This window comes from Halorhodospira sp. 9628 (genome assembly GCF_022228075.1).
Classification (GTDB): Bacteria; Pseudomonadota; Gammaproteobacteria; order Nitrococcales; family Halorhodospiraceae; genus Halorhodospira; species Halorhodospira halophila_A.
Genome location: NZ_JAJNRF010000009.1, coordinates 17,760 through 35,779 on the forward strand (window position 1 = coordinate 17,760; position 18,020 = coordinate 35,779).

Annotated in this window: 13 protein-coding genes; 3 read left to right on the forward strand and 10 right to left on the reverse strand. The window is 70.1% G+C overall.

The genetic code is table 11. The annotated features are described in order from the left end of the window. Positions 1-13: 13 nt before the first annotated feature. From LRG10_RS09675 to LRG10_RS09720, 10 genes are all read right to left on the reverse strand, one after another. Entirely contained in the window at positions 14-964 is a 951-nt protein-coding gene (locus LRG10_RS09675) for a lipopolysaccharide assembly protein LapB (RefSeq protein WP_238635397.1), read from the reverse strand. Further along, positions 942-2,558 (reverse strand): pilus (MSHA type) biogenesis protein MshL, encoded by a 1,617-nt coding sequence (mshL, locus tag LRG10_RS09680; protein ID WP_238635399.1) that lies wholly within the window; start codon positions 2,556-2,558, stop codon positions 942-944. The genes LRG10_RS09675 and mshL overlap by 23 nt, the downstream gene beginning before the upstream one ends. Then, on the reverse strand, positions 2,555-2,974 hold the full coding sequence (locus LRG10_RS09685; protein ID WP_238635401.1) for a hypothetical protein: 420 nt from the start codon (positions 2,972-2,974) through the stop codon (positions 2,555-2,557). Before LRG10_RS09685 ends, mshL begins: the two co-directional genes overlap by 4 nt. 13 nt (positions 2,975-2,987) lie before the next feature. Beyond that, a complete protein-coding gene (gene gspM, locus LRG10_RS09690; RefSeq protein WP_238635402.1) occupies positions 2,988-3,680 on the reverse strand; it encodes a type II secretion system protein GspM in 693 nt (230 codons plus the stop codon). Beyond that, positions 3,677-5,278 (reverse strand): hypothetical protein, encoded by a 1,602-nt coding sequence (locus LRG10_RS09695; protein ID WP_238635404.1) that lies wholly within the window; start codon positions 5,276-5,278, stop codon positions 3,677-3,679. Before LRG10_RS09695 ends, gspM begins: the two co-directional genes overlap by 4 nt. A gap of 133 nt (positions 5,279-5,411) precedes the next feature. Next, a complete protein-coding gene (locus tag LRG10_RS09700) occupies positions 5,412-6,635 on the reverse strand; it encodes an MFS transporter (RefSeq protein ID WP_238635406.1) in 1,224 nt (407 codons plus the stop codon). A gap of 62 nt (positions 6,636-6,697) precedes the next feature. Continuing rightward, positions 6,698-8,302 (reverse strand): BCCT family transporter, encoded by a 1,605-nt coding sequence (locus tag LRG10_RS09705; RefSeq protein ID WP_238635408.1) that lies wholly within the window; start codon positions 8,300-8,302, stop codon positions 6,698-6,700. Between the two features lie 216 nt (positions 8,303-8,518). Further along, entirely contained in the window at positions 8,519-10,495 is a 1,977-nt protein-coding gene (locus tag LRG10_RS09710; protein WP_238635410.1) for an ATP-binding protein, read from the reverse strand. A gap of 76 nt (positions 10,496-10,571) precedes the next feature. Beyond that, positions 10,572-11,312: a flagellar motor protein MotB gene (locus LRG10_RS09715; protein WP_238635412.1), complete on the reverse strand. Its 741-nt coding sequence runs from the start codon at positions 11,310-11,312 to the stop codon at positions 10,572-10,574. Next, entirely contained in the window at positions 11,309-12,109 is an 801-nt protein-coding gene (locus LRG10_RS09720; protein ID WP_238635418.1) for a MotA/TolQ/ExbB proton channel family protein, read from the reverse strand. Before LRG10_RS09720 ends, LRG10_RS09715 begins: the two co-directional genes overlap by 4 nt. A 224-nt stretch (positions 12,110-12,333) precedes the next feature. On the opposite strand from LRG10_RS09720, the gene LRG10_RS09725 reads away from it, so the two are divergent. The 3 genes from LRG10_RS09725 to LRG10_RS09735 all read left to right on the forward strand — a co-directional run bounded on the left by LRG10_RS09725 (position 12,334) and on the right by LRG10_RS09735 (position 18,015). Continuing rightward, positions 12,334-13,212, forward strand: a complete 879-nt coding sequence (locus LRG10_RS09725; protein ID WP_201169276.1) for an EamA family transporter — start codon at positions 12,334-12,336, stop codon at positions 13,210-13,212. An 82-nt stretch (positions 13,213-13,294) separates the two neighbouring features. Then, complete coding sequence (locus LRG10_RS09730) at positions 13,295-13,864, forward strand: phospholipase D-like domain-containing protein (RefSeq protein WP_238635420.1); 570 nt, start codon at positions 13,295-13,297, stop codon at positions 13,862-13,864. Positions 13,865-13,968: 104 nt separating this feature from the next. Next, on the forward strand, positions 13,969-18,015 hold the full coding sequence (locus LRG10_RS09735; protein ID WP_238635427.1) for a chemotaxis protein CheB: 4,047 nt from the start codon (positions 13,969-13,971) through the stop codon (positions 18,013-18,015). The last annotated feature ends 5 nt before the right edge of the window (positions 18,016-18,020 follow it).

Below are 18,020 nucleotides of genomic sequence, written 5' to 3' on the forward strand. Positions count from 1 at the left end.
CGCCCTCCTGCCGCTACGATTCGGCGTCGGTTTCCGTTTCCAGCGCTTCGAGCCGCGAACGTGCGTGCCCCGCCACCTCGTCGCGATCCGGGCCGGCATCCACCACCGCCTGCCAGGCCGCCCGTGCGCGGTCCGTGCGCCCCGCGGCGTCGGCGGTCACGGCCACGCCCAGCTGCCAGCGCAGGTTCCCGGGCTCGTGCTCGAGCAGTTCCTCGTAAAGCGCCAGCGCCTGCTCGTGCTGCCCGACGCTGCGGTGCACCCCGGCCAGCTGCGCCTCAACGCTGCCCGGCGGGCGGTCTGCGGCCTCGCGCACCTGCTCCAGCGCCGCGATGGCTGACCCGGGGTCGCCCAGTTCGTGGGCCAGAGCGGCGTAGAAGCGCGCCATGGCCTGATCCCCGGGCGCGATCTCAATCCCCGCCCGGAGCACCTCACGGGCGCGCTCCTGCCGGCCGCTCGCGGCAAGGATGCGTGCATACCCCTGCCGCGCCACGTGCTGCTCCGGGTCCAGATCTAGGGCGCGGCGGTAGGTACGAGCGGCGTCGTAGACCTCCCCGGCCTGCAGGTGCTCCCGGGCCTGATCGACCAGCACCCGCGCCCGCTCGCCGGGGTTGCGCTCGGTGGGGCGGCGACTGAACGCGCCCGCTTGTTCCTCCGCTTCGACGTCCGCTTCGGCGCCCCCTTCGGATACAGCCTCGTCCAGCTCGGCCGCTGCACCTTCGTCTGCGGTGCGGGCCGCGCCGTCCGGAGCGTCCTCAACCAGCGCGTCGAGCTCGTCCTCGGGGATTTCGTCGGCCAGCTCCTCGATGAACCCGGCCTCGGCCGGGTCCAACCCCTCTGCCGGGGCGGGAACCGCCGCGCTCTCCGCCAGGACCGCGCTGGCGCCGGCCAGGCCTAACACGGCGGCGGTAAGCCGGGCGCCCCGGCGGCGCATCCGCCGCTTGCTATTGAAGCCTGTAGAACTCATCGAGGCGCTCCATCTGGCTGTCGACTTCGCCGCTCCAGGCCCCTTCTTCCACCAGGCGCGGGCGGAGCAGGATGACCAATTCGTACTTGCTCGTGCGCTGCTCCTCCTGCGTAAAGAACCAGCCCAACAAGGGGATGCTGCCGAGCAGCGGCACCTGCGAGGTCACCTGCCGGTCGCGCTCCTCGATGAGACCGCCAATGACCACCACGTCGCCATCCCGGGCCCGGACGATGGAGTCCGATTGCCGGACATCAATCCGGGCGAGGTCGAAGGAGATGTCCTCGGTATCGCCACCATCTCCGGTCGGGCGACTGACGCTGCGCGTCACCTGGTCCACATCGGTGACCGCCGGCTGGACGTGCAGGGTGATCCACCCCTCCTCGGTGATGTTGGGGGTGACGTCGAGGGAGATCCCCGAGAAGAAGGGCTCGAACTCCGGATCCACCTCGGTCAGCGCCTGGTTGTCGCGGATTCGGGTATCGATGTCCACGTCGGTCTGGAAGTAGGCGTCGGTCCCGACCTTGATCAGCGCTTTCTGATTGTTCAGCGTCGACACCCGCGGCGAGGAGAGGACCTGCAGGTCGCCCTGCTGATCCAGGGCCCGCAGTAGGCCGTCGAAGCCGCGCGTATCGCGCGCAACATCGATTCCGAAGTTGTCATCGGCATCCAGCCCGAAACCTGAGCCGGGCGAGACACCGATATTCAGGTTCTCTCCGCTCATGCGCCCGACGAACCCCCAATCGATCCCGGCCTGGAACTCGTCGCGGAGTTCCACCTCCAGGATCCGCGCCTCGAGCACCACCTGGCGATTGAGGCTGGTCTGCAGGCGGTCCATGAACCGCTCCACCTGGCCCAGGGTGCTCGGCTTGGCGCGCACCACCAGCGAGCCGGCCTCGGAACTCGCCACCACCGAGGCGCCTTCCTCTTCCTCATCGGCGATCATGCGCTCAATCACCGATTCGATGTCCTTCCAGAGCTTGGAATGCGACCGGGTGCGCAGCTGGCTGCCGGCGACGTCATCGTCATCATCGGTGATGTCCCCGGCCGAGATGCGGGTGCCCGAGTCGCCCTCGCGGTCGACGTTGAGGTAGTCGAGGTTGAACATCCGCGACTCGAGGCGCGCCGGCAGGACCAGATAGGCGACCTGGGTACGCTGGTACTCGTAGCCGTAGGACTCGCGCAGGGTATCCATCACCTCGGGGACCGAGACGTCGTCCAGGCTCAGCGAGATCTCGCCCTCCACCTCCGGATGGACGACGACGTTATACGGGGTGTCCTCGACCAGGCCGTGGAAGAAGGCCCGCGCGGGAACCTCATCGGCGGTGATGTCGAAGCGCGGCTCCTCGGCCTGGAGGTCGAGGGGATGGATCGGCGGCGCCTCGGAGAGCGCGGCCTCGATCTCTTCCGGCACCGCCTCACCGTCATCGGCCTGGGGTTCGCTGCGATCCTGTGGATCGAGGCGCTCCTGGGCCTGCTGGCTGCGTTCCGCGGCGCGCTCCTCGTCGTCATGCACGCTGGTGCTGGCACATCCGGTGATCAACACCAGGGTGGCGGCGACCGGGGCCGCGTGGCGAAGAAGGTTCCCTGCGCTCATTTGGCTTTCTCTCCTGGCAAATCCCTGGGCAGGCGCCGGGTCTTCTCGACCCCGTGATCGACCACCGGCACGTAGTGCCGCCCGTCCTCGTAATCCACATCGGCGCCGTGGCGACGCGTGCCGAACAGATCGGCCTCGCCCACGGCCTGGCCGGGCACGTACCAGGCATCGCGGAAGAACGCCGCCGATCCGTTCACCTCCGGGTGATACGTTCCGCTCTGGATGACCATGCGCAGATCCTCGTGGACCGGCGTGGCCGGCTCCTCCTGCGCGCCCGCGGCGGCGCCGGGCATCTGCACACGGTCGCGCAGGTGCGGGGGCAGCTGACCCGGCGTCATCGCCGGCGGCTGGGTCGGATCGAACGGCCCGGCCGTCGCCGCGGTTGTGCCGGCGCCGAGGATGACAAGCCCCAGCACCGACCCGGCGAGCCTAGAGATCCAGCCAGGCCTCGTGCCCGCTGAGCGTGTGCAGGCGGACTTCCACCCGCCCGAGCGGGTACTCTTCGACCTCATAGGTCAGCTCCTCCCACGCAAACTGCCACTGCAGGTTCTCCACCTCCTCGAGCAACCGGAGCGTGGCCTCGTAGTCGCCCTCGAAGACCATCCGCACCGGGTGCCGATACGCCTTCAGCGTCTCGCCGTTCTCATCTTCGGCCTCCATGGCCACTTCGGCGGGCAGGCGCTCGAACGCCCGCAGTTCGGTATCGTCGCGGCGCGCCAGCAGTGCCTCGAGCACGCCGCGCATGTCACCGGGCTCGATGAAATCGGGCATGTCCTCAGCCATCCGGCGCTGAACCGCCTCGAGCTCTTCCTCCAGCGAGGCGATCTCCCGCTCAATGGCCTCATCGGGGTCGGCGTCGCGCTCGGCTTCCAGCTCCTCGATCTGCGCCCGCAGCTGCGGGAGCTGGTTCTCGGCGTTCTCCACCGAACTCCGCGCCTGTTCCAGCGCCTGACGCTGCGGCTCATGGAGGTAGAAGTACCAGAGCGCGGCAATCACCGCGAACAGCGCCACGCCGACCAGCACCCGCTCGCGGACGGTGCGCTGCCAGAGCGCCTGGTTCAGCCGATCCCATGCACCCGTGACCTGCGCCACCACCGGGCTGCGCGCCAGCGCCCTCTTCATGGCTCACCTCCCCGCTGCGCCGCGGCGTCGAAGCGGTAGGCCCGCATGCCGGCCGCCTCGCCGTTGCGACCGGTGACCCGGTCGAGCGCAAGGTGGTCGAAACTCCACCCCTGGAACTCACGCTGCATCCCGAGGTGCTCGAAGAACTGCGTGACTTCGGCGGCGTCCAGCGCGTACCCCTGGAACTCGCCCGCCTGCGGCGAAAAGTGCATGCGCGTCAGCCACAGCGCCTCCTGCTCCTGGCGTCCCACCCCCTCGAGCGTCTCCGAGAAGCCGGCCATGGCTTCGGGGTGGATCCCGCGCAGCTCCTCCAGGAACTGTCGCTGCGTGCCGAGCTGCGCCTCCAGCGTATCCCGGCGCTCGACCAGGGCCTCCGAAGGCGCCCGGGCCTCTTCCACTTCCTGCTCCAGGGCCTGAACCTGCTCGAGCAGCGCCTCCTGCTCGGCCTCGACTTCGGCCAGACGGTCCTCGGCACCGCTCAGCACCCGCCCCTGGACCAGGCTGACCACACCGAGGAGCACGGCCGCCGCCGCGGCGTAGCCGATGATCGAGGCCGGGGCGAGCGGGTCGAACTGCCGTACCGGGGGCTGGTAGAGCGAGACGTCGCTCTGGCTGGCGCGTGGCAGCGCGGCCCCGGCAGCGAGCAGGCAGTGGCCCTGGGTGGCGTCGTCGAGCCGCGTCGCCCCGTCCACCTGCGTCTCAAGCACCTGCTGGAGCTGGAGCCGGGCCACCGGTACGGGGAGCGACTGGCTCAGCTGCTCGAGCAGTTCGCCCAGCTCCGCCTGCCCACCGGCGGGAACCATCAGGATCCGGTCAATCGGTTGCTGGGAAAGCTGCGAGTCGTGGTAGTCCAGCGTACGCTGCAGTTCCCGGAGCAGGGCCTGGACCGCCTCGTCGCCCTCCTCGCGCAAGCGGCGCAGGCCGACCCCCTGGGAACGCGCCAACACCAGCTGCCCGGCGCGGCTGAAGGTCATCACCGTGTCGTCCTCGCCCAGGTGGACCATCAGCATCGGATGCCCGGACCCGGGCACATGGGTGGCGACGTCGTGGAGCACGGTCTCCCGGCCAAGCACGGCGCGCGGCTCGAGATCGGCGTACGCCACCAGGTCCACCAGCTCCTGGACACGGCTGCGCCGGGCCACCATGGCCAGGGCCAGGCGATCCGGCTGCTGGCGCCGGTTGGCGTACTGACGCTGGCCGGCGACGGCCATGTCGGAGACGGGCACCGAGGAGACGTCGCGCAGGCGGAATCGAAGCGCCTGGTTCAGCTCGGCGTCGGGGATGCCCGGGGCATCCACCTGCTGGATCTCGTAGTCCTCGCCGTCGAGGACGATGTAGGCCGGATCCCCGCGCAAGCCGTGGGCCTCGACCATGGCGGCGAGGGTGTCGCCGACCTGCTCCGGCCCGCAGGTGCGCCGCTCGCAGCCGAGCAGACGCTCACCATCGGGCGAGCACGCGGCCAACGTGACCTGCCCGGTGCGGAGAATCTGGACGCCAACCCGGGGGGCCTGCCTGCCGGAACGCAGGCGCGCCAACAGGCCACTGAGCCCGCTGCTGCGCGGCTCCTCTCCTCCCTGAACCAGCTGCTTTCCCTTCATGCGAGCATTCCTGCGCTGAATGGTGGCGCGCCTGAGCCAGAAATCCGACTAAGCTGGCGAGTAAATCTGAGGTTAACCCAGGTCACTGTGAGGGAAAAGCTCCGGGGCGGGGTTGTCTGCCGATTTGGACAGCTCAAATGGTCGCACCCCGCCTCCGCCCCGCGGCCGCCAACACCCCCGCCCCCGCCGTCAGCACCGCCAGCCCGCCGATGACCACACCCACCGGCACCCCCCAGTCGAGCAACAGCCCCGTTGCCGGCGGCGAGAGCGCGGTGGCGAAGGACATGGCGGCGTGGGCCAGGGCGCGGATGCCGCCGAGGTTGTGGATGCCGTAGAGCTCCGCCCACAGGGCGTTGATGGCCGGGGCACCGACGCCGGCGGAGAGGCCGGCGAGCACCATGTAGGTCGGCACCACCCAGGCCCCGGTGAACAGTGCAGCCAGCGTCAGGCCGGTGAGCAGCGGCAGCAGGGCCAGCGGCAGGGCGCGGCGGGCGGTGATTCGATCCACCCACGGCCCGCCGAAGAGCAGTCCCACCACGTGGGCGGCGGCGAAACCGAGGAACGAGGCGGCCATCAGCTCCAGCGGCCACCCGCGGGTGTCGGCGATGTGGACCTGATGGAAGAAGAGGAAGGTCACCGCCGTGGGGGCGGCCAGCACCCCGGGCAGGTAGAACCACATCCGCCGGTCGCGGAGCACGTCGCGGCGCCGCCAGCCGGCGCCGGCCGGCTGCTCATCGGCCAGGCGCTCGATGCGTCGGCGCCGGGTGCCGTGCCCGCGCAGTAGAACCAGCAGCGCCGGCAGCCCGGTGAACAGCAGTAATGCGGCCACCAGCAGCCACACCTGCTGCCACGCCAAGAAGGCCATCAGCACCACGGCACTGGCCGGCAGCACTGCCTCGGCCGCCGGCAGGCCCAGGGCGGCCACGCCCAGGGCGCGGCCGCGCCGGGCGTCGAAGTAGCGCGCCATGCTGCTGAAGGCCATGTGGGTCATCAGCCCCTGGCCGCTGAGTCGCAGCAGCAGGAGTGCCAGCAGGAGAACGGCCGCGTGCTCCGCCACACCAAGCAGCAACGCCCCAGCGGCCAGGCCGATTACGGTGGCGGCGGCAAAGACGCGCAGGTCGATACGATCCAGCGCCCGACCCAGCCAGACCACCGCCGCGGCACTGCCCAGGGTGGCGATGCCGTAGTAGAGGCCGAAGCCGCCGTGGCCCAGGTCGAAGGTGGCGCGGATCGGCTCGCTGAACAGCGAGACGAAGAAGGTCTGCCCGAAGCCGGAGAGGGCCGCGGCCAGCAGGCCGAATCCGAGGAAGCGGCGGTTCTCCAAAATGAACCGCAGGTATTCGGATCCGCCTGCCACGGCCGCGATACCTCCCTCCGTTCCGGTGGGTGGGTGGACTCCGTGCCGGAGTCGGGCGCCGTTCAGCGCCCGGCCGGCTTCTGCGAGTCTGCCGGTTCACCGTCGATGGCCGGCTCCTCACCGTCAGCCAGGTGCATCGCCATCCGCGGCGCGTACCACAGCGACGGCAGCAGGATCAGCGACACTGGCACGGCGGTGACCACGATGAACGACTGCAGGGCGGTGATGCTGCCCTCGCCCATGAGCATGAGGATCATCGCCATCACGCCGAGCACCAGGCCCCAGAAGACCCGCAGCCAGGTGGCCGGCTCGTCGCCCTCGCTCATGGTCAGCGAGATGGTGTAGGTCATCGAGTCCGAGGTGGTGGCGACGAAGATGGTGGTCAGCACCAGGAAGAGGACGGCGATGATCGCACCGAAGGGCAGCTGCTGCGCGATCGCCATCATCGCCGCGGGCAGCCCGGCCTCGTGGTACGGCTCGGAGACGGCGCCGGGCGTGGCCAGCTCGAAGGCGATCCCGGAGCCACCGACGATGGCGAACCAGAAGCAGGTGGCCACAGGGGCGAGCACCGACATGGCCAGCACGATCTGGCGGATGGTGCGCCCGCGCGAGATCCGGGCGACGAAGATCGCCATCAGCGGCCCGTAACCCATGAACCACCCCCAGAAGAAGACCGTCCACCAGTCCAGCCAGGCCGGATCCTCGCGGAAGGTGGCCATGGGCACCAGGTTGTCCACGTAGGCGCCCATGCCCTGGACGAAGCCGTCGATGATGAACGCCGTCGGGCCGAAGAGCAGGATGAAGGCGGCCAGGAACAGCGCCAGCATCACGTTGAAGCGGCTGAGCATGCGGATGCCGCGGTTCAGCCCGGTGATCGCCGAGAACAGGTAGATGGGGATCACCGCCAGCAGCACCGCCGCCGGCAGCCACACGCTATCCGGCAGGCCGAAGAGATCGCTCAGCCCGTAGGCCACCTGCAGGCCGAGGAAGCCGAGCGGCCCCACCGTACCGGCCACCACGGCGATCACGCAGAAGGTGTCGACGATCGCCCCCGGCGTGCCGTGCATGATGCGCTCGCCGAAGAGCGGGTAGAGCAGCGTGCGCGGCTTCAGCGGCCAGCCCCGGTGGTAGTGGAGCTGCATGAGCATGCCGCCGGTCAGCGCGCCGAGGATCGACCAGGCCAGGAAGCCCCAGTGCATGAAGCTCTGCGCCAGCGCGGGGACGGCCGCCCCCTCCTCGCCGCCCTCGATGCCCAGCTCGGCGGCGAACAGCGGCGCCGGGTCCATGAAGTGGGCGATGGGCTCGGCGGCCGCCCAGAACACGCCGCCGCCGGCGAGCAGCGTGGCCATGATCATGGCCAGCCAGGAGAAGTTGCTGTAATCCGGCTGGTCGTTGCCGACCCGCAGCCGGCCCAGCGGACTGAAGGCCATGACCAGGGCGATCAGGAAGGTGGCGAGCATCAGCAGCTGCCAGTACGCCCCGAAGTACTGCGTGGCGTAACCGAAGGTGGTGTCCACCGCGGCGCTCAGCCAGTCCAGATCCAGCGCCGCCATGGCGATGAAGGCCAGGACGAAGCCACCCGAGAGCACCATCACGGTGCGCTCGTTGCCGCGAATCTCGCGTTCGGGCACAGCCTGGCGGTTACCCGCCGTTTCGGGTTGGGACATGGGGAATCAGGCTCCGTTTCGTCGTGCGAAGGGCCACGACCACCCCGCCTGCACGGGCTCGGACGCACAAAACTGGGGCAGCCCCGGGGGAAAGGCGCTGAACGGTACCGCTTCGATTGCACAATTTCAAGGCACCAGCCCCAGGGAAACCGGGCCGTTGGCCACCGAGAGCGGCGCCACACGGGGCTCTCGGGCGCCCCGGGCCCTGCACCGCCGTCAGCCGCGGCCGGTGCCGCCCCGGCGGACCCACTCGAGCACACGCGCGAGTTCGTCGCGGTCGAGGGGCTTCGTCAGGGTGGCATCACTGCCCTGGCGGGCGCAGTCCTCCCAGACCTGCTCCACGGCGTGGGCGGTGCACATCACCACCGGCGTGCGGGACCAGCCGCGCTGCGCCTCACGCTCGCGCAGGATCCCGAGGGCCTGGCACCCATCCATGCCGGGCATCTGGACGTCCAGCAGGAGCAGATCGGGGCGCTCCCGCTCCCACTGCGCAACCACCGCCTCGCCGTCTTCGACCACCGTGACCCGGCACGTCTGCTGCTCCAGCAGGGTTCGGATCAACAGGGCGTTGGTTGGCTCGTCCTCGGCCACCAGCACCTGCAGCGGCGCGTCCGTCGCGGCTCCCTTGGCCGTCGGGGCTGCGGCCGGCGCAGCGTCACCATCGGCCGGGGGATCGGCTGCCGGCAGACGGGCGGTGAAGTGGAAGGTCGCCCCGGCCCCCGGGGTGCTCTGCACCCCGAGCTCACCGCCCATCAGGCGAACCAGCTCCTTGCAGATGGTCAGACCCAGCCCGCTGCCCTCCTGCCGGCGGAAGACATCGTCGCCCTGGGTGAAGGCGCGGAAGATGCGCTGCTGATCTGTCTCGGAGATCCCCGGCCCGGTGTCGGTAACCGCCACCAGCAGCCGGTCATCGCCGTCCGCCGGGGCCACGGTGATGGTCACACTGCCCTGCTCGGTGAACTTGATGGCGTTATTCGCGAGGTTGTAGAGCACCTGACCGAAGCGTACGGCGTCCCCCTCGACCCACTCCGGGACCGCCGGATCGACGGTCAGCGTCAGCGCCAGGCCCTGCTCAGCGGCCAGGGCCTCCAGCAGCTTGCTCTCGTCGGCCAGGTAGGCGCGCAGCTCGAACGGCTCGCGCTCGAGCCGGAGTTCGCCGGCCTCGAGCCGCGACAGGCTGAGCAGGGTGTCCACCAGCCCGAGCAGGGTCTGGCTGGCGGTGCGGCACAGCTCCACGTAGCGGCGCTGCTCGTCGTCGAGCCGGGTATCCTCGAGCAGCCCGGTGAAGCCAACCACGGCGTTGAGCGGCGTGCGCAGGTCGTGGCTGACCGCAGCGAGGAAGGTGCTGCGGTCTCGGTCCGCCTGCTTGCGCGCCCGCTCAAGCTCCATGCGTTCGGTGATGTCGTAGAGCGCGCCCTGGAAGACCTGGCGCCCGTTGGCCGGCAGCTCCACCATCTGCCAGATATCCCGGACCCAGCGGGTGGAGCCATCCCGGTGGCGGATCCGATAGCGCAGATCCCCCACCCGTTCCCCCCGGCTCCGGATGGCGGCGTCCTCGACATCGACGCGCTCGCGGTCATCCGGGTGGATCAGATCCGACCAACGGCTCGTCCGATCCAGCAGGTAGGCGCGGTCGTAGCCGGTGATCGACTCCACGGCCCCGCTAAGCAGAAGAATCCGGTAGTCCTCCGGATCGATCTGATAGGCAATCCCCAGAAAGCCCTCGAGGAAGCGGCGGTAGCGCTCCTCACTCTTGCGCAGCGCGTGCTCGGTCTCTTTCTGTTCGGTCAGCTCGCGGATGATGGTCGAACAGCGCTGCGCCTCACCGTGCTCATCCCTGTGGACGATCAGCGTCTGCAGCACCGGGATCGAGCGGCCGTCCTCCACGCAGAGCACCGCAGTCTCGCCCTGCCAGACCCCGTCGCGCCGCGCCGCCGGAAGCCCCTCATCGAGGACGCGCCGGGTCGCCCACTCCGGGTGCGAGTCGGCGATGCGCTGCTCCAAGGGCGTGTCCGGGCGCGGCTCGCCCATGATCCGGCGCATGGCCGGGTTTCGGTAAAGCTCGCAGCCACCGCGCAGGTCCGCGACGCCGACCAGCTCGGGGGCGGCCTCGACCATCTCCAGCAGCTCCGCCGGCGCGATGTCGTGTCCGCCGATGCCGCGCTCCACGCCCCCACCATTGCCACTGGCCATCCGAGACTCCGCTTGCTCAAAGCATTCAAAGGTACCACGCCCCGGGGCCCACCCGGCGCCGGCGGCCCCGCGCGGGTCAGTCGTCCGCTTCGATCAGGTGCACGTCCACACGCCGGTTGCGGGCGCGCTGCTCGGGGGTGTCGTTGGGCTCCAGCGGCCGCGTCTCGCCGTGGCCCTGGGCGATCAGCCGTTCCGGCGTGATCCCCGCGTCCTTGAACACGTGCACCACCGAGATCGCCCGGGCGGTGGAGAGCTCAAAGTTGGAGCGAAAGCGGTCGCTGCGGATGGGGATGTCGTCGGTGTGTCCGGTCACCCGGATCAACCCCGGGGTATCCGACAGCACGCCGGCGACCCGCTCGAGCACCGGCACGAAGGGGTCGCTGATCTCCTTGCTGCCCAGGGCGAAGGCCGCCCGCTCGGGGAAGCGCAGGAGCACGCCGTCCTCGCCCTCACCCATCTCCACCTCGCCGGCGGCGAGTTCCTCGGCCAGCGCGTCCTGCAGCGCCTCGAGGATTTCGGCCGTCTTCTCGTGGGCCGGATCGACGGGCTGCAGGTCATCGTCCGGCTCCTGCTCCGGGGTCGGTGCCGGCCCCTCCAGGTCGACCACCGTCGGCGCGGCCTGGGGGGTGTCCTCCTGGACCACCGAAGGCCCGAGGACCTGGCGCAGGGACTCGGCGAGCTGCTGGTAGCGTTCGTTGTCGATCACAGACATGCTGTAGAGCATGACGAAGAAGACCACCAGCACCGCCATGAGGTCGGCGAAGGTGGTCATCCAGGCGGGCGAGCCGCGCGCGGTGGCCTTACTGCGGTATCTCATCCCTGGTTCCCGGAACCCTCCGCGGCCGTCTGCCCGGCGGGGGCGGCCACGGCCCCGCGCTGGCTCGGCGGCAGGTAGTTGGACAGCACCTCATCGATCAGCCGCGAGTTGTAGCGCTTGTGGATGCAGGTCACGGCGTCGATGATCAGCAGGTTGTTGGTGTGTTCCTGCTGCGCCCGGACCTCCAGGTTATCCGCGATGGGCAGGGCAACGAGCTGGGCGAAGAGCGCCCCGTAGAGCGTGGTCAGCAGGGCCACCGCCATGCCCGGTCCGATCGCCTCCGGGTCCTCCAGGTTGCCGAGCATCTGCACCAGCCCGACCAGGGTGCCGATCATGCCGAAGGCGGGGGCCTGCTCACCGATGCTACGGAAGATGCGCTGCCCCACCTCGTGGCGCTGCATGGACAGCTCCAGCTCCTCACGCAGGATGCGCTGGACCAGCTCCGGCTCAACGCCGTCCACCGTCAAGTCGAGTGCCTTGCGGAAGAAGGGGCTGTTGACCTCGGCGTCCTCCAGAACCAGAAAGCCGTGCTTGCGGACCTGAGTGGCCAGCTCCTTGGTCTGGGCGATCAGCGCGGCCGGATCGTCCTGGCGCCGCTTGAAGGCCTGGCCGGCTACCCGCACCGAGTTGACAACCTGGTGGAGCGAGAACTTGATCAGCGTCGCCGAGAAGGTGCCGCCGAAGACGATGAGCACCGCCGGCAGATAGAAAAACTGCGCTGCGTCGCCGCTGGCGGCGATGGCCACGAGGATGATGGTGATCCCGACCAGCAGCCCGCCGAGGGTCGCCTTATCCAATCTGAGCCTCCAGGGTGTGCGCCTCCGAGCGCAGCGGCGGTTAACAGGCGGTGAACGCCCTATTCTGCCGCGCCGATCGACCAAGTCCACCCCTTGCGTGGGTGCATTTAACACGCCCGGGCGCGCTGTATCACCCCAACCCCGCCGCGACGCGGCCCTTGCCACGCCCGCCGTCGTCGCCAACACTACGCCGGCCGCACACACAGACCCGACAACCGCGATCGATGCCGTACCTGCTCCTGGTCACCCTGCTCTGGGCCTTCTCGTTCAGCCTGATTGGCGAGTACCTCTCCGGGCAGGTGGATGACGACTTCGCCGTCCTCAGCCGGGTGGCGCTGGCCGCGCTGGTCTTCCTGCCCCTGGCACGTTTTCGCGGCCTGTCACCGTCGCTCGCCGGCGGGCTGATGCTCCTCGGCGCCCTGCAGTTCGGGGTGACCTACCTGTGCCTGTACCGCTCCTTCGCCTATCTGACGGTGCCGGAGGTGCTGCTGTTCACCATCACCACGCCGCTGTACGTCGCCCTGCTCGACGACGCACTGCACCGACGCTTCGCGCCGGTGGCGCTGCTCGCCGCGGGTCTGGCGGTGCTCGGCGCCGGGGTGATTCGCTACGACGGCATCACCGATGAGTTCCTGCTCGGCTTCCTGCTGCTGCAGGTGGCCAACGCCGCCTTCGCCGCCGGACAGGTGGGCTACAAGCACCTGCTGCTGCGCCACCCCATCGACGCCCCGGCCTACCGGGTCTTCTTTTTCTTCTTCCTGGGCGCACTGCTGGTCGCCGCCCCGAGCTTCGCCGTATTCGGTGACCCGGGCCTGATGCCCGACAGTGGGCTGCAGTGGGGCGTGCTGCTCTGGCTGGGCCTGGCGGCCTCGGGGCTAGGCCTCTATCTGTGGAATCAGGGTGCTCGCGTGGTGGACGGTGGCACGCTGGCAGTGATGAACAACCTGCTGGTCCCCGCCGGCTTGCTGGTCAACCTGCTGCTCTGGGACGCGGATGCCGACCTGCTGCGGCTGGCCGTTGGTGGGGGCATCATCGTCGCCGCGCTGTGGATCAACGCCCGCTTCTCGCGCTACGCCGTGCTCGGCGCCGGGAGACCAACATGATCCATGCGCTCCGCCGGCGACGGGCGCTGCACGTGGCGCTCGCGCTGGTTTTGTTGGCCGCCCTGGCCGGCTGCGCCAACGCGTGACGCTGGCCTCGCCCTACTTCGTGCCCGGCGCCGAGGGCACGGCGGGACTCACCGGCCTGGCGCAGCGCGGCGTGACGGTCTCGGTGCTCACCAACTCGCTGGCCGCCACCGATGTGGCCCTGGCCCACAGCGGCTACGCCCGCCGCCGCCACGCCCTGCTGGAGGCTGGCGTGGCGCTCTACGAGCTGCGCCCCAGCGCCTGGCAGCACTACCAGGCCGACGCCGCCTTCGGCCTGGGCGCCTCGCGGGCGAGCCTGCACACCAAGGGGGCGGTCTTCGACGGCGACGAGATCTTCCTGGGGTCGTTCAATCTCGATCCGCGCTCGGCGCACATCAACACCGAGCTCGGCGTCTTCGTCCGCGACTCCGAAATGGCCACGGCGCTGGAGACCATCTTCGAGCAGGCCACCGACCCGCGCTTCGCCTACCGGGTGCGCCTCTCCGAGCGCGGGGCCCTGCGCTGGGAGGACGACACCCGCACGTACCGGCGCGACCCCAAGGCGGGATGGTGGCGGCGCTTCGTGGCCGGTTTCGCGCGCCTGCTGCCCATCGAGTCGCAGCTTTAGCCGCCGGCCCCGGGCCCTCGCGCCCTGCTTCCCTTTCGACGGTTGCGGTTTTGCACCCCGGTGTGCTTAATTGAACGGAACTGCTTACAAAGAGGTCGCCCGACGTGCGTGCGCAAGGACTGCCGCCCGCCGAGTCCCCTCCCGCGCCCTTTATCGTGGGCGTTGCGGCCTCGGCCGGGGGGCTGGACCCCCTCCGCGGCCTGCTCCGCGAGCTCCCGGGCGATCTGGGTCTGAGCATCGTCATCGCCCAGCACCTCTCCCCCCACCACCGAAGCATCCTCACCGACCTGCTCAGCCGCGAGACCGCGCTCAGCGTCCACACCGCCGAAGACGGCGATCAGCTGGCCCCGGACACCGTTTACGTCACCCCGGCCAATAAGGACATCACCATCGCCAGGGGGCGCATTCAGCTCACCGAGCCCCCGGACCCGGTGCGACCGAAGCCCTCGGCGGACCGCCTCTTCCACTCCATGGCCGAGGCGTACCACGAGCTGTGCGCCGGGGTGGTCCTGTCGGGCACCGGTACCGACGGCGCCGCCGGCACCCGCGCCATCAAGGCCGCCGGCGGTGCGGTGTTTGCCCAGGAGCCGGCCAGCGCCGCCTACGACGGCATGCCGCGGGCCGCGCTGCAGACCGGGTGCGCGGACAGCGTTCCGGACAGCCGCGGGCTGGCCGAGCGCCTGGCGCGCCTGGCCCGTGGCGAGCCGGCCGACGACCGGGAGCCGGCGCTCGGCGACGCCCTGGAGCGCATCGGCCAGCGCGTCTACCGCGAGCGCCAGATGGACCTCGGTGCCTACCGGGAGGCCACGGTGCAGCGCCGGCTGCAGCGACGGCTGGTGGCCACCGGGGCACGGGACGCCGCACACTACGAGCAGCTGCTCCAGACGGACCCGGGCGAGGTGGACCGGCTGATCCGCGAGCTGCTCATCTCAGTGACCGCCTTCTTCCGGGACCGCGAGGCGTTCCAGGCTCTGGAAACCGTCATCGGCGAGCTGGCCCGGCAGCGCTCCGAGGACGCCGAGCTGCGCATCTGGGTACCCGGCTGCGCCACCGGCGAGGAGGCCTACTCCATCGCCATCCTGGTCCAGGAAGCCCTGGCGCAGCACGAGATCACGCGCCCGGTTCAGATCTTCGCCACGGACCTCGACGAGGAGGCGCTGACCGAGGCCCGCAGCGGGATCTACCCCGCCGGGGCGGTGGCCGACCTGCCCGGCGCCTGGCTCGAGCGCTACTTCGTGCGCGAGGGCGATCGGGTGCGCGCCGCCAAGCCGCTGCGCGACATGATGGTGTTCGCCCGGCAGGACCTGCTCAACGACCCGCCCTTCACCCGCCTGGATCTGATCAGCTGCCGCAACCTGCTGATCTACCTGCGCCCCGATACGCAGAAACGGATCCTGGAGCTGTTCCACTACGGGCTGCGCCCGGGCGGGCACCTGTTCCTGGGGCGGGCCGAGGGGATCAGCGGGCGGGAATACCTCTACACCGCCATCGACGGGGCGCAGCGGCTCTACCGCAAGCGCAACGATGTCCGTGCCACCCCGCCGAAGTTCGGCAACGGCGGCCCAGCCCCGGAGCGCAGCAGCCCCCCACCGCCGGCCGCGTCCAGGCGCACGCAGATGGATCAGCGCATCGCCGAGGGGCTGCAGGAGCTCTTCGCGCCGGAGCACGTCGTGGTCACCGCCGCCGGGACGGTGCTGCGCAGCCGCGGTGCGGGCAACTACATGCACTTGCCCGACGGCGACGCCAGCCTGAGCGTCCAGGCCCTGATCCGCGAGGAGCTGCGCTCGGAACTGATCACCCTGCTCAATCGCTGCCACCGCGAGGGCCACCCGCAGATGGGCACGGCCCTGCGCCTGCGCCCGGAGCTTGAGTGGGTGCGCCTGCGGATCACCCCGCTGCCGGCGGCCACCGACGAGGGCTCGGTCTGCTACCTGATCCTCTTCGAGCGCGGTGCCTACGAGGAGCCGCCGCCGGAGATCGCCGAGGGAGACGAGCGGACGCAGCGGACCGTCGACACCCTGCGCGGCGAGCTGACGGCCACGCGGGAGCACCTGAGCGTCGTCACCGAGGAGCTGGAACGGGCCAATGAGGAGCTGCAGTCGACCAATGAGGAGCTGCAGTCCTCCAACGAGGAACTCCAGTCGACCAACGAAGAGCTGGAGACGAGCAACGAGGAGCTGCAGTCCACCAACGAAGAGCTGACCACCGTCAACGAGGAGCTGAACCGGCGCAGCGAGGAACTCAGCGAGGCGTACGACGACCTCGCCTCGGTGATGGACAGCCTCAGCGAGGGGCTGGTGGTCTTCGACGCCCACGCACGGATCAAGCGCTTCAACGCCGCGGCGCAGTCCCTGCTGGAGCTGCAGGAGGACTGGCTGGAGCAGCCGGTGAGCATCCTCTCCGGGCAGCTCGGGCTCTACGACTGGGGCGACCGCGTCCAGCGCGTCCTGCGCGAGGGCGACACGCTGGAGGAGTGGCTGGATTGCCAGGGGGAGCACCACCTGCTGCGGCTGCTGCCCTACTGGAGCCGCGCAAGCCGGCTGCAGGGCTGCATCCTGCTGCTGGTCAACTACACCAGCGTCGTACGCGCCGAGACCCAGGTCCGCCTCCAGGCCCAGGCCCTCGATGCGACTTCCGAGGGCGTGGTCGTCGCCGATGCCCAGGTCCCCGGGCTGCCGGTGACCTACTGCAACCGATCGTTCAAGACCCTCACCGGCTACGAGCCGGAAGAGGCGATCGGCCACAACTGCCGCTTCCTGCAGGGGCCGGACACGGACCCCGCGGACGTGGACACCCTGCGCGCGGCCCTCTCCCGCCAGGAACCGGTGAGCGTGGTCCTGACCAACTACCGCAAGGACGGCTCCCCGTTCCGCAATTACCTGCGTATCGACCCGGTCCGCAACGCCGCCGGGACGGTGACCCACTTCATCGGCATCCAGGGCGACGTCACCCGTCAGGAGGCCTACCAGTCGGAACTCCTCGCCGCCAAGGCGGAGGCCGAGCAGGCCAGCCAGGCGAAGACGGTGTTCCTCTCCTCGATGAGCCACGAGCTGCGCACGCCGCTCAACGCCATCGTCGGCTTCACGCAGCTGCTCGCCGAGCACTCGGAGCCCTCCGCCGAGTCGCGGCAGCGCTACTACGGCGACATCCTCAGGGCGGGCTGGTACCTGCGGGATCTGATCAACGATGTCCTGGATCTGGCGCGGATCGAGGCCGGGGAGATGCACGTCGCGCCCACCGCCGTGCAGCTGTGTAGCGTGGCGGAGGACTGCCTGGCGGTGTGCAGCGGGGACGCCAGCGAGCACCGGATCGCCCTGACCGTCGAGGTCCCGGACGATCTCTGGGTGCAGGCCGACCCCATGCGACTGAAGCAGATCCTGCTCAATCTGCTCACCAACGGCATCAAGTACAACCGCCCCGGCGGCACCGTGCACCTCGATGCCCGCCCGGAGGCGGACGGCGACGCGGTCTCCGTGGTGATCAGCGACAGCGGCATCGGCATCCCGCCGGAGAAGCGCGAACGGCTCTTCCTGCCCTTCGACCGGCTGGACCAGGACCGCGGTACCATCGAGGGGACGGGCATCGGCCTGCTGATCGCCCAGCGCCTGGCGACATTCATGGCGGGGACCCTTGCGCTGCTGGACTCCAGCCCCGAGCGGGGCAGCCGCTTCCAGCTGCGCCTGCCCGCGGCGGACCCGCCGACCGAAGAGGCCGCCAGGCCGTCCCGTGCGGCGGAGTCGCCCATGGCGGACCATCCCCCTATCCGACCGGTGCGCATCCTCTACGTGGAGGATCAGTTCCTCAATCGCCTGCTCGTGCGCGGTCTGATCGACAACCGCAGCGACGCCGAACTCACCGAGGCGGAGGACGGCGCCTCGGCGCTGGGCATCGCGGCGGAGCAGGCCTTCGATCTGATCCTGCTCGACCTGCACCTGCCGGACATGGACGGCTTCCAGGTCATGGAGTCACTGCGTGGGCAGGGGATCGCTCCGGCGGTGCCGGTGGTCGCGGTCAGCGCCGACGCCCTGCCCGCCCAGCGTGAGCGCGCCGCGGAGCTGGGCTTCAGCGATTACCTGGTCAAGCCGTTCCGGATCCAGGATCTCGAGCGGCTGATCCGGACGGTCGGCGCGGGGTTCGCCGACGAGGCCTGAGCCGA